This is a genomic window from Parolsenella sp. LCP21S3_E11, assembly GCF_052118165.1.
Taxonomy (GTDB): domain Bacteria; phylum Actinomycetota; class Coriobacteriia; order Coriobacteriales; family Atopobiaceae; genus Parolsenella.
Window position 1 is genome coordinate 581,899 of the sequence record NZ_JBQKHS010000001.1, and the last position, 11,382, is coordinate 593,280.

Annotated in this window: 11 protein-coding genes; 10 read left to right on the plus strand and 1 reads right to left on the minus strand. The window is 62.5% G+C overall.

Annotation, left to right across the window (positions count from 1 at the left end):
- Positions 1–127: 127 nt before the first annotated feature.
- The 7 genes from ACTQ1Z_RS02545 to ACTQ1Z_RS02575 all read left to right on the plus strand — a co-directional run bounded on the left by ACTQ1Z_RS02545 (position 128) and on the right by ACTQ1Z_RS02575 (position 6,676).
- On the plus strand, positions 128–1,297 hold the full coding sequence (locus ACTQ1Z_RS02545) for an acetate/propionate family kinase (RefSeq protein ID WP_320679433.1): 1,170 nt from the start codon (positions 128–130) through the stop codon (positions 1,295–1,297).
- A 189-nt stretch (positions 1,298–1,486) separates the two neighbouring features.
- Entirely contained in the window at positions 1,487–2,470 is a 984-nt protein-coding gene (locus ACTQ1Z_RS02550; RefSeq protein WP_441858503.1) for a transporter substrate-binding domain-containing protein, read from the plus strand.
- A gap of 119 nt (positions 2,471–2,589) precedes the next feature.
- Complete coding sequence (locus tag ACTQ1Z_RS02555; protein ID WP_320679435.1) at positions 2,590–3,249, plus strand: amino acid ABC transporter permease; 660 nt, start codon at positions 2,590–2,592, stop codon at positions 3,247–3,249.
- Positions 3,246–4,064 (plus strand): amino acid ABC transporter permease, encoded by an 819-nt coding sequence (locus ACTQ1Z_RS02560; RefSeq protein ID WP_330027992.1) that lies wholly within the window; start codon positions 3,246–3,248, stop codon positions 4,062–4,064. Before ACTQ1Z_RS02555 ends, ACTQ1Z_RS02560 begins: the two co-directional genes overlap by 4 nt.
- Positions 4,065–4,088: 24 nt before the next feature.
- Positions 4,089–4,847, plus strand: a complete 759-nt coding sequence (locus ACTQ1Z_RS02565; RefSeq protein ID WP_320679437.1) for an amino acid ABC transporter ATP-binding protein — start codon at positions 4,089–4,091, stop codon at positions 4,845–4,847.
- 3 nt (positions 4,848–4,850) lie between these two features.
- The gene (locus ACTQ1Z_RS02570) at positions 4,851–5,618 is read left to right on the plus strand and encodes a gamma-glutamyl-gamma-aminobutyrate hydrolase family protein (RefSeq protein WP_320679439.1); all 768 of its coding nucleotides are present in this window, start codon (positions 4,851–4,853) and stop codon (positions 5,616–5,618) included.
- Between the two features lie 122 nt (positions 5,619–5,740).
- Positions 5,741–6,676, plus strand: coding sequence for a type I phosphomannose isomerase catalytic subunit (locus ACTQ1Z_RS02575; protein ID WP_441858506.1), 936 nt, complete (start codon positions 5,741–5,743; stop codon positions 6,674–6,676).
- Between the two features lie 273 nt (positions 6,677–6,949).
- On the opposite strand, the gene ACTQ1Z_RS02580 is transcribed toward ACTQ1Z_RS02575, so the two are convergent.
- Complete coding sequence (locus tag ACTQ1Z_RS02580; protein WP_320679443.1) at positions 6,950–7,840, minus strand: aldose 1-epimerase family protein; 891 nt, start codon at positions 7,838–7,840, stop codon at positions 6,950–6,952.
- Between the two features lie 338 nt (positions 7,841–8,178).
- Between ACTQ1Z_RS02580 and ACTQ1Z_RS02585 the strand changes: the two genes are divergently transcribed.
- The 3 genes from ACTQ1Z_RS02585 to ACTQ1Z_RS02595 are packed head-to-tail and all read left to right on the plus strand — an operon-like array spanning position 8,179 to position 11,307.
- The gene (locus ACTQ1Z_RS02585) at positions 8,179–9,186 is read left to right on the plus strand and encodes an ABC transporter substrate-binding protein (protein ID WP_320679444.1); all 1,008 of its coding nucleotides are present in this window, start codon (positions 8,179–8,181) and stop codon (positions 9,184–9,186) included.
- Positions 9,187–9,198: 12 nt separating this feature from the next.
- A complete protein-coding gene (locus tag ACTQ1Z_RS02590; protein ID WP_441858508.1) occupies positions 9,199–10,596 on the plus strand; it encodes an ATP-binding cassette domain-containing protein in 1,398 nt (465 codons plus the stop codon).
- 60 nt (positions 10,597–10,656) lie between these two features.
- Complete coding sequence (locus tag ACTQ1Z_RS02595; RefSeq protein WP_320680238.1) at positions 10,657–11,307, plus strand: peptidylprolyl isomerase; 651 nt, start codon at positions 10,657–10,659, stop codon at positions 11,305–11,307.
- The last annotated feature ends 75 nt before the right edge of the window (positions 11,308–11,382 follow it).

The following is an 11,382-nucleotide window of genomic DNA, read 5'->3' on the forward strand; positions in this document are numbered from 1 at the left end:
GCTAAGGATTTCGTGTGGCAGGGGCACTTGACGCGCTATCATAGTCAAGTTGGAAATCCGCGCGAGCGACTTGCATCGCGCAAAGGCACGGCGCCAACGGGCGCTTCGTCATGGGGAAGGATCGTACATGAACGTTCTTGTCATCAACGCAGGCAGCTCCTCGCTCAAGTACCAGCTGCTCGACGTCGACACTCGCGAGGTCTACGCCAAGGGCAACTGCGAGCGCATCGGCATCGAAGGCTCCTTCATCGGCCACTCCGAGATGGGCGGCAGCAAGCAGCAGCTCGACGTTGCCCTGCCTGATCACAAGACGGCCATCAAGCACGTCTTCGAGATTCTCGAGAGCGTTGACAAGCCCATCGACGGCATCGGCCACCGCGTCGTTCAGGGTGGTTGGTACTTCCCCGAGTCCAAGGTCGTCACCGACGAGACCCTCGCCTGGGTCCGCGAGGTCGCCCCGCTCGCCCCGCTCCACAATTACGCCGAGGCTGACGTTATCGAGATCTGCCGCGAGATGTTCCCGGAGATCGGTAACGTCATCGTCGCTGACACCTCCTTCCACTACAACATGCCCGCCGAGGCTCACAACTACGCCCTCCCGAAGGACGTCGTCGACAGCCTGCACATCCGCAAGTACGGCGCCCACGGCACCAGCCACCGCTTCATCTGGCGCACCGTCGACGAGGTCTCCAACCACACCGCCCACAAGGTCGTGAGCTGCCACCTCGGCTCTGGCGCCTCCCTCTGCGCCATCAAGGACGGCCAGTGCATGGACACCACCATGGGCCTCACCCCGCTCGACGGCCTCATCATGGGCACCCGTTGCGGTACCGTTGACCCGGCCACCGTCTTCTACCTCTCCCGCGAGGGTCACTATTCCATCGACGAGATCGACACGATGATGAACAAGCAGTCTGGCCTCGCCGCCATTTCCGGCGTCTCCAGCGACTGCCGCGACATCGAGGCCGGAGCCGCCGAGGGCAACGAGCGCTGCCAGATGGCCATCGACATGTGGAGCTACCGCGTCGCCTCCCAGTTCGCCACCATGGTCCAGGCCATGAACGGCGTTGACACCATGGTCTTTACCGCTGGTGTTGGCGAGAACTCCGCTCACATGCGCAAGGAGGTCGTGAACCGCCTCGCTTGGATGGGCGTCAAGATCGATGACGACAAGAACGCCGTCCGCAGCGACGATCCGCGTGAGATCTCCACGTCGGATTCCAGCCTGCACGTCTGGGTCATCCCGACCAACGAGGAGCTCATGATCGCTCTCGACGTCAAGGCGCTTCTCGGCTAAGAGTCGCGTCACATAGGTTGCTTTAGTTGGGCGACGGCGAGCATGGTGCTCGTCGTCGCCTTCTTTGTTTCAACCCAATTACACCATTCTTTAGTAGGATTTATAAAGTCCTGGAAATTGGGTAAAGTATGCCCAACACCCCAACCAGTACACTAATTATGGGATTCAAGTCATAGGGAAGGATAACCCATGAGCAAGAACACCTTTAGTAGGCGTCAGTTCATCACCCTTGGCCTTGGCGTTATGGGCGGTACGGCCCTCTTCGGCCTCGCTGGCTGCTCTGATGGCCCGTCTGCCACGTCCGGCGCCGCCGCTACCGCTGCCGCCGCGGATGCTTCCGCCACGGGCATCGACAAGGACGCCTTCAACAAGCTCGTCGCTTCGATCGAGCCCGCCGCTGATGACGTTATCGCCGCCAACCCCTGGGCCGCTGCCATCAAGTCCGCCGGCACGTTCCGCCTGGGCGCCACGCGCACCTCTGCCATCTTCTCCCAGCTCGACGAGCAGGACAACAAGGTTTACGGCTTTGACGCCGGTCTGTACCTCGGCCTCATTCGCTATATCCTCGGTGACGAGACCAAGTACGAGTACACGCAGCTCACGAGCGACACGCGCGAGTCTGTCCTCCAGAACGACACGGTCGATGCCGTCTTCGCCAGCTACACCATCACGGACAAGCGCAAGCAGGTCATCTCCTTCGCCGGCCCGTACATGAGCACCCAGTACGCCGTCCTCGTCCTTGCTGACAACGCTGACATCAACTCCGTTGACGACCTTGCCGGCAAGAAGGTTGCCGTCCAGTCCGGTTCCACCGGCCCCGAGGTCGTTGGCCAGTACGCTCCTGAGGCTGAGATTCAGGAGTTCTCCAAGGATGACGAGTGCCGTGCCGCCCTCGAGCAGGGCCGTGTCGACGCCTACGTGGTCGACAACACGCTTCAGATGGGCAACGTCGTCAAGAACCCGGGCAAGTATCGCATCGCCGGCGACGCCTTCGGTCCGGAGGAGTACCTCGGCATCGGCGTGAAGCTCGGCAATACCGACGCAGTCGACTTCATCAACGCCTTCCTTAAGAAGTTCGAGGATGACGGCAACTGGGAGAAGCTCTACAAGATTGCCGTCGCTGACCGCTGCGGCATCGACACGATCCCCGAGCCGCCCGCGATTGGCGCCTAAGGCTCTTTTGCTGGGGTTCCCTTTAGGTGGAGGCCGTTCCAGTGCCTCTTGAGTTCTTAGATAGTCCGGGGCCCTCCGTCCGTTTGGGCGGCGGGCCCCTTTCCCTGTAAGGAGGTACGATGGGGCTTCCCGAGCTAATCTCCGGATACGGTCCTCTGTACCTGACCGCGCTTCTGACGACGTGGCGCCTCACGCTCGTCTCGTTCGCGCTCGTCATGGTGTTCTCCGTGCTCGTGACCGTTATGCGCGTCTCGCCGTTCAAGCCGCTGCGCTTGCTCGGTGATCTCTACGTGCAGATCTTCCGCAATATTCCCGGAGCGGTGCTCCTGCTCATCGTGGTGTACGCGCTCCCTCACCTGAAGCTTCTGCTCGACTACGAGCCGAGCGTCATCCTCGCGACCGTTCTTCTCGGCACGGCGTTTGGCTCTGAGAACTTCATGTCGGGCATCAACACCATCGGTGCCGGACAGATCGAGGCAGCGCGCTCCATCGGTCTCTCGTTTGGCCAGATCCTGCGCAAGATCGTCATTCCCCAGGCTCTGCGTTCCACCGTGCTCCCCATGACGAACCTCTTCATCGCCGTCATGCTCACCACGGCGCTCGGATCACAGGTCCCCATGACGCCGCAGGAGCTTACGGGCGTTGTCACCTACATCAACACGCGTGAGTCCGCGGGCATCGTGACGTTCTTCGTCTCTGCTGCCGGCTACATCTCGACCGCTTTGGTGGCTGGCTTCGTTGGCAACGCCATCGATAAGAAGGTCAGGGTGATCCGATGAGCGCAAAGACGATGAGGGACGCCCTCTATGAGGAGCCGGGTCCCAAGACACGCAGGAAGATGGTTATCGGTACGGTCGTCTCCCTCGTGCTGCTCGTTGCCCTCGCCGCCTGGGTGGTGTATCGCTTCTGGGTTACTGGCCAGCTCTCTGCCAGGTACTGGGAGCTGTTCTCCTGGCGCACGACGTGGCGCTACCTGTTCAAGGGCCTTGAGGGCACGTTTGCCGTCGCGCTTACCGCGGCGGTGCTCTCGCTCGTGCTCGGCATGTTGCTCATGCTCGGGCGCACGAGCCACTTCCGCGTGCTGAGCGCCGTGTGCGCCGTGCTCACCAACGTGCTTCGTGGCGTCCCCAGCCTGCTGTTCATCTACTTCTTCTTCTTTGCTATGCCCAACCTCGGCATCAAGATGCCCGCGTTCTGGATGCTGTGCATCCCGGTGACGCTCGCCGCCTCCGGTGTCCTCGCGGAGGTCTTCCGCGCCGGCGTCAACGCGGTGCCTCGCGGTCAGACCGAGGCGGGCCTCTCGATCGGCCTCACGCGCTGGAAGGTCAAGACGAAGATCGTGCTCCCTCAGGCGATCCGATTCGTCATCCCATCGCTCATCAGCCAGCTCGTCGTCGTGGTGAAGGACACGGCGCTCGCGTATGTCGTGAGCTATCCTGACCTCATGCAGAACGCCCAGGTCCTTCGTACGAACTATGACGCGCTCGTCTCGACGTACCTTGTGGTCGCTGTCATCTACATTCTCATCAACAGTCTGATCAACAAGGCCGCGGTCACCGTTTCGCGCCGCACCGGCGTCAAGATCATTCGCTAGCGGCACTTGCCAAGGGAGAAAGTCATGAACCAGACATCCACGGGCGAGCAGCCCGTCATCGAGCTACGCCACGTCGACAAGCACTACGGCGCCCTTCACGTCCTGAAGGACATCAACCTTAAGATCGATAGGGGAGAGGTCCTCGTTGTCATCGGCCCGTCCGGATCCGGCAAGTCGACGCTGTGTCGCACGATCAACCGCCTCGAGACCATCGATTCTGGCGAGATCCTCATTGAGGGCGAGCCTTTGCCACAGGAGGGCAAGGAACTCGCTCGCACGCGCGCCGAACTCGGCATGGTCTTCCAGCAGTTCAACCTCTTTGCGCACAAGACGATCCTCGACAACGTCACGCTCGGGCCCACCGAGGTCCTTGGCGTCTCGAAGGCCGAGGCCGAGAAGCGCGCCATGGAGCTGCTCTCGCGCGTGGGCGTGGCCGAGCAGGCCAAGAAGGTCCCCGCGCAGCTCTCCGGCGGCCAGCAGCAGCGCGTCGCCATCGCCCGCTCGCTGGCGATGAACCCCAAGGCGATGCTGTTCGACGAGCCCACGAGCGCCCTTGACCCCGAGATGATCAACGAGGTGCTCGACGTCATGGTCGAGCTCGCTCGCGGCGGCATGACCATGGTCGTCGTCACGCACGAGATGAACTTTGCGCGCCGCGTGGCCGACCGCGTCATCTTCATGGCGGACGGCGCCATCGTTGAAGAGGGCACGCCTGACGAGTTCTTCGACAACCCAAAGACCCAGCGCGCCCGCGATTTCCTCAACTCGATCAAGGAGCATTAAGGCATGGCGGAGAACGAAGCTCAAACCAAGACGTCTCAGAGCCGCAGGCCCATCATTCTCGTCGCTGCGCGTTATGAGGAGGGCCACCTCCACAAGACCGAGAAGCTTGCGCCCAACGAGTGTGGCGCCACCGTCTTCATCGACGCGATTCTCGCGGCGGGCGGTCTTCCCGTGCAGATGGCCCTTACGGATGACGAGGACGTGATTGACCAGTACGTTGAGCTGGCGGACGGCGTTGCCATCCCCGGCGGCCCGGATGTCGACCCCAAGCTCTGGGGAGACGAGCGTCCCTATGACGAGTCCCTTCTCTGCCACGTTCGCGACGCCTGCGAGATCCCGCTCGTCCGCAAGGTCGTGGAGGCCGACAAGCCCCTGTTCACGACGTGCCGCGGAACCCAGGTGCTTAATGTCGCCCTTGGCGGCTCGCTAGACATGGACGTGCCGTCGATTTCCCGTCGGGAGGGGTCTACCTCGCACGATCACGCAGACCTCCTCACGAGGACTTGCCATGAGGTCGAGATCGACGAGGGGAGCCTCCTTGCGCGCGCAAGTGGTTCGCGTGGCTACTGCGTCAACTCGGCGCACCATTGCTGCGTGAAGGATTTGGGCGACGGCCTTGTGCTCTCCGCGTCGTCCGATGACGGCATCCCCGAGTGCGTCGAGATGCCGGGGAAGCGCTTCGTGCTTGGCGTGCAGTGGCATCCCGAGTACACGTGGGAGAAGTGCGAGGAGGACTTCAACCTCTGGAAGGCGTTCGTCGCGGCGTGCTAACGTAACGGAAAGCCATCTCGCGCATAGATAATCTAGTATGAATGGCTATGCGATTAGACAGGTAGAATCGCATAGCCATTCTCTGTTTGTAGCGTAGTCAAAACGTGTTGAAGGGAACCGCTATGGCTCATGATCTCATTTTCACGAAGCCCATCTTCCACGAGAAGATATGGGGAGGCCGTAGGCTCGACACGGTCTTTCACTATGACATCCCCGAGGGCGCCATTGGCGAGTGCTGGGCCATCAGCGCGCATCCCGCGGGTGACTGCGAGGTCGTGGACGGGCCTTACGCGGGTAAGACGCTCTCTCAGCTTTGGGACGAGCATCATGAGCTGTTTGGCGACGCGGAGGGCGATCGCTTCCCGCTGCTGATCAAGATCCTCGATGCCGATGGAGACCTCTCGATCCAGGTGCACCCTGATGACGAGTATGCCGCCATCCACGAGAACGGGAGCCTTGGCAAGTGCGAGTGCTGGTATGTGCTCGATTGCGATCCGGGTGCCACGATCATCGTTGGGCAGAAGGCTAAGGACCGCGAGGAGTTTGCCAAGCTCGTTGAGGAAGGCCGCTGGGGCGACCTTGTGAATGAGGTTCCCATCCACAAGGGCGATTTCTTCCAGATTGACGCAGGCACGCTTCACGCCATCAAGGCCGGCACGCTTATCCTCGAGACCCAGCAGTCGAGCGACGTCACCTATCGCGTCTATGACTATGACCGTATCCAGGCCGATGGCACCAAGCGCGAGCTTCATCTGGAGCAGAGCATGGATGTGGTCGACTATGCGGCAAAGGCCCCCACGAGCGGCGAGATCGTCGCTCCTGAGGTCGATGGAGTCACGCTCCTCGAGTCGAACGAACGCTATACCGTCGAGCGCGTTCGCGTCGCCGGGACCAAGACGCTCGTCCAGGACCATGACTTCGTGTGCGTGAGCGTCATCGAGGGCGAGGGCGCGGTAAATGGCGCCAAGCTTGAGAAGGGCTCCCACTTCGTGGCGCCTGCGCAGAGCGGTGACCTCGTGTTTTCCGGTGACATGACGCTGATCTGCTCCTGGGTGTAGTCGAGTTCGCATCGGCAAGTCTCTCCGGCGATGCCATCTTGTCTGAAGGCGCAGTGAAAGCTGTCGGCGAGGATGAGCCGCTAGCGCGCTCTTGAACCGGTTGGATATAACGTTCGTCCTGTGGGGCGGTCGCCCCTCTGCTTACGTGCCTTTCGTGACGTGCCGCTACAAGAAGGGCCCCTCGGACTCTGTTCGCCACGAGTTTTTCGGCGCAACGCGCCGAAACTGTCTGAGTGGAGAACAGAGCCCGAGGGGCCCAAACCTTTCAGGTGGCTACATCACCGTGATCGTGAAGGCCCGCCTGACGGTCTCACCCGGCGCAGCCATCAGGAGCCCCTGCTTGAGTTCGAAGGTGTCGTCTTCGTCGGTACGAGTTGCGGTGCCGCACCAGGGTTCGAGCGCGACGAAGGGCGTCGGCGTGCCGTCTGCCGCGGGAAGCGCGCTCCAGATGCCGATGTAGGGGAAGTCCGGGAAATCGACGCGAACTCCGTGACCGGAGGGGCCCACCATCGTGATCGTGTCGTCGGGGACATCGGTGAACATGAAGGAGTCGTCGTCGAAGAGCGAGTGGCGGAGCGGCAGCGTGTCTGAGTCCTCGAACAGCGTGGTCATGTGCGCGTAGTCCTGAAGGCCATCCGAGGTAAGGCCTGGCGTGGTGCCCGTCCAGGGGCGCGTGAACTTGAGGGAATAGTCCTCGAACGCCTCACCCTCGACCACGGGAACGTTGAATGCCGGGTGTCCGCCCAGGAAGAAGGGCATGTCGACCTTGCCCGTGTTCGTTACCGAGAAGGTCTGGCGCAGCGTGCCCTCGCCTTCGAGGGCGTAGGTCATCTCAAGGCGGAAATCATACGGATAGCTCGCGTGCATCTTAGGCGTGCTGTCGAGGCGGAACGTCACGGAGCTGCCGGTGTTCTCGATTACCTCGTGCTCATAGTTACGGGCGATGCCATGGCGACCCATGTGGCACTCCCCCTCGGCGGACATGGCGAATCCGTCGCGAAGGTTTCCTACGATGGGGAAGAGGATGGGGGCGCTGCGAGGCCACCACTTGGCGTCCGCCTGCCACAGGTACTCGATATCGTTACGGACGAGACTCGTGAGCTGGGCGCCCTTGCTAGCGATTGCCGCGGAGAACTCTCCGAGGGAGATCTTGACGACTGACATGGCGGCTCCTTGCGTTTTTCGGGCAGGCACGGTTGCCTGCTATGTCTGCTGTTTCAGATTGTAGTATCTGGCCGGAGAGAACGTGGCACGTCATCTGTCCCCTCATTCGAAATGCCTCATCGCCAATGAGGACGTTACGTATGTGGCAATCTCCGCGCGAAACCCTGCTAGGATTTCTTGCGGGCAAACCCTCGCCGGGCGGCCTTGGCCGTCGAAGGGCGCGCGCAAGTAGGAAGACTGCAGGGGAGCTTGCGCGAGGTGCGGCATGCGACACGTCTAGGCTCTCGCATGAATCGCTGCCTCGAGCGGCATGCATGATGTGGAAGGGTGGAACAAGTATGAACATCACTGTCGCCAGGAAGGGTTTCGTCGTGGGTTCCGTTGCGGCCTCTCTGTCGCTTGCGGCCTGTGGCTCGAGGGCCACGGCTCCCGCCGCCACCTCGTCCGACCCCGTCGAGGTTCGCGTCGCGTCGCTTAAGGGCCCCACGTCTATCGGCCTCGTCGCCTTCATGGATAAGGCCTCCCTTGAGCAGACCGGTCTTACGAACACCTATGATTTCCAGGTCTACGGTACGGCGGATGAGGTCCTTCCCAAGGTCATCTCGGGAGACGTCGACATCGCCCTCGTTCCCGCCAACGTCTCGAGCGTTCTCTACAACAAGACGCAGGGTGCCATTCAGGCTCTCGACATCAACACGCTGGGAGTTCTGAGCATCGTCACCGGAGACGCCTCTGTGGCCGAGTTCGCCGATCTTGCCGGACGCACCGTCTATCTCACGGGCAAGGGGACGACGCCAGAGTACGTCATGGGCTATCTCCTCGATCGCGCCGGCATCACGGACGCCGTGACGCTCGAGTTCAAGAGCGAGGCTGCTGAGGTCGTGAGCGCCCTCGCCGCGGATCCGTCCGCCGTCGGCGTCCTGCCTGAGCCCTACAAGACCGCCGCGCTCGCAAAGAACGACAGCCTCTCCGCGCCCGTCGCGCTTTCGGATGTCTGGGACTCCCTGGCGACCGACGGTTCGCGCATGGTCACGGGTGTCACCATCGTCCGTCGCGAGTTTGCCGAGAACAACGCCCAGGCTGTCGAGGAGTTCCTCGCCCAGCAGGAGAGCTCGGTCGATGTCGTGAAGGCGGACCCCGCCACCTACGCCCAGTCCGTCGTCGACCATGGCATCATCGACGCGGCGCCCGTTGCCGAGAAGGCCATTCCGGGTTGCAACCTCGTCTGCCTCGCAGGTGACGACATGAAGGCCGCCCTTTCGGGATACCTTGACGTCCTCTCGCAGTTCGACGCCTCCTCGGTGGGCGGCTCGCTCCCTGGGGATGACTTCTACTACGGCGCCTAGGGTCGTGCCGCAGTGTCTGCATCCAGCTCATCCTCGGATTCCAAGGTCAACGCCCGCGCGCGGAACGCATCCGTGCTCCTGTGGCTTCTCGTGTGGGAGGCCGCGGCGCTCCTTATCGATCAGCCGCTGATCCTCCCTGGCCCCGTCGAGGCTGTCTCGTGCTTTGGCGAGCTGATGTGTGACGTGGGCGTGTGGTCTAAGCTGCTCGTTTCCGGAGCTCGCATTATGGGAGGGCTTCTCGCCGCTTATGTCGTGGCGCTTGCGTTGGCGGGCATGTCGCACCGCTATGTCATCGCGCGGGAGCTCGTCCGGCCACCGCTCTTGGTCTTCAAGGCGACGCCGGTCGTCTGCGTCGTGGTCCTGCTCCTCATCTGGCTGGGCGCTGCTAACGTGAGCGTCGCCGCCGTGTTCCTCATGGCCTTGCCGGCAATCTACTTCTCCGCGCTCGAGGGATTCGACCACGCGAGCGCGTCTATGGCGGAGCTTATGGAGGTCCACGGGGTTTCCGGTATGAGGCGTGTCCTCGCGTACTCCTGGCCCGGGCTTCTGCCGTATCTCTGTGCCACGAGCGAGGCCATCGTAGGCATGAGCTGGAAGGCGGGCGTTGCCGCCGAGCTCATCGGTATGCCCGCGGGTACCATCGGCGAGCGCATATATCAGGCGAAGCTCCTGCTTGAGACGGGAGACCTCTTTGCCTGGACCTTTCTCGTGATCGCGTTTGCGAGCTTCTGCGAGAGGGTTATGCTTTGGCTCCTGAGGCTAAGCGGCTCGGCGTCGCTTCGCCTGGCGTGCCGCCTCCGTGCGCACGAGGCCACGGGGGAGACTGGCGAGCCCGCTCGCGGTGCGATGGCGACCGACGGCCTCATCCTCCCTCATGGCGCCGCCACGGGACGCCCCGTGTCCTTGAGCCTCGCTTCGGGTGAGCGCCTCTGTGTGATGGCGCCATCCGGTGCCGGCAAGACCACCCTGCTGCGCGTGCTCGCCGGCCTTGACTCGGCAGACGCGGGTCGAGCCGAACTCGCCTCTCGGGTTTCAGCGGAGTTCCAAGACGCGCGCCTGTTCGAGGACGCCTCCGCGCTTGCGAACGTTCTCCTCTTCGCGTCTCCCCGTCATTCCGAGAAGGACCTCGAACAGATGCTCGCTCTCGTTCTTCCCGACGTCGATGCGCGTACGCCCGTGCGCGAGCTCTCTGGCGGGCAACGCCGGCGCGTGGAGCTCGTCCGAGCCCTTGCCGCCCCGGGCGATGCCGTCCTTCTCGACGAGCCCTTCGCAGGGCTTGACGCCGCCTCCCGCGATGCCGCATGCGCTTTCGTCGTGAGCGAACTTCGTGGACGCTCCCTCGTAGTGGCCACGCATGACGAGGACGACGCGGCAAGGCTCGGTGCTCGTGTGCTTGTCTTGCCCTTTTAGGGTCTCAGGTTTCTTCGGGTTACACTAAACGAGTTAACTTACGATTCCTTGGGAGGCCCCATGTCTCGCTCTATCAGCCGTCGTACGTTCGTCTCCGCCGCCCTTGGCGTCGCCGTCCTAGGCCTCTCTGCATGCGGCGGCGACACGAAGCCCGCGACAACCTCTGCCGCCTCCGGCGCCTCCGCGGCCTCCACACCGACGGGGGAGTTCGCGAGCGGCAAGCATGCCGCCACGATCGAGATCGAGGGCTTTGGCACCATCGCGCTCGAGCTTGACGCGGATTCCGCTCCCATCACGGTCTCCAATTTCGCGAAGCTCGCCAACGAGGGTTTCTACGATGGCCTTACGTTCCACCGTATCATCCGGGGCTTCATGATGCAGGGCGGCGACCCCAAGGGCAACGGCACGGGCGGTTCGGGCGAGACCATCGTCGGCGAGTTCAGCGACAATGGGATCGACAACCCCATCAAGCACGTGCGCGGCACCATCTCCATGGCGAGGTCTTCGGCTATGGACTCTGCGAGCTCGCAGTTCTTCATCATGCAGGAGGATGCAGACTACCTCGATGGCCAGTATGCGGCGTTTGGCCACGTGACGGACGGCCTTGACGTCGTCGATGCCATCTGCGACTCCGCCAAGCCGAGCGACAACAACGGCACCATTGCACCCGCTGACCAGCCCAGGATTGTCTCCATCCGCGTGGAGGCCTAGCACTTCTGCGGCTGTCTTCTTTGCCAGGCTCAAGCAAGCCTGGCGTCAGTATCCAAATCCCGTTGACGGCACGAT

What these genes read in the sequence shown, in the direction of transcription:
- ACTQ1Z_RS02545 (WP_320679433.1), top strand. Translation starts at nt 128, where the DNA reads ATGAACGTTCTTGTCATCAACGCAGGCAGCTCCTCGCTCAAGTACCAG.
- ACTQ1Z_RS02550 (WP_441858503.1), top strand. Translation starts at nt 1,487, where the DNA reads ATGAGCAAGAACACCTTTAGTAGGCGTCAGTTCATCACCCTTGGCCTT.
- ACTQ1Z_RS02555 (WP_320679435.1), top strand. Translation starts at nt 2,590, where the DNA reads ATGGGGCTTCCCGAGCTAATCTCCGGATACGGTCCTCTGTACCTGACC.
- ACTQ1Z_RS02560 (WP_330027992.1), top strand. Translation starts at nt 3,246, where the DNA reads ATGAGCGCAAAGACGATGAGGGACGCCCTCTATGAGGAGCCGGGTCCC.
- ACTQ1Z_RS02565 (WP_320679437.1), top strand. Translation starts at nt 4,089, where the DNA reads ATGAACCAGACATCCACGGGCGAGCAGCCCGTCATCGAGCTACGCCAC.
- ACTQ1Z_RS02570 (WP_320679439.1), top strand. Translation starts at nt 4,851, where the DNA reads ATGGCGGAGAACGAAGCTCAAACCAAGACGTCTCAGAGCCGCAGGCCC.
- ACTQ1Z_RS02575 (WP_441858506.1), top strand. Translation starts at nt 5,741, where the DNA reads ATGGCTCATGATCTCATTTTCACGAAGCCCATCTTCCACGAGAAGATA.
- ACTQ1Z_RS02580 (WP_320679443.1), bottom strand. Translation starts at nt 7,840, where the DNA reads ATGTCAGTCGTCAAGATCTCCCTCGGAGAGTTCTCCGCGGCAATCGCT.
- ACTQ1Z_RS02585 (WP_320679444.1), top strand. Translation starts at nt 8,179, where the DNA reads ATGAACATCACTGTCGCCAGGAAGGGTTTCGTCGTGGGTTCCGTTGCG.
- ACTQ1Z_RS02595 (WP_320680238.1), top strand. Translation starts at nt 10,657, where the DNA reads ATGTCTCGCTCTATCAGCCGTCGTACGTTCGTCTCCGCCGCCCTTGGC.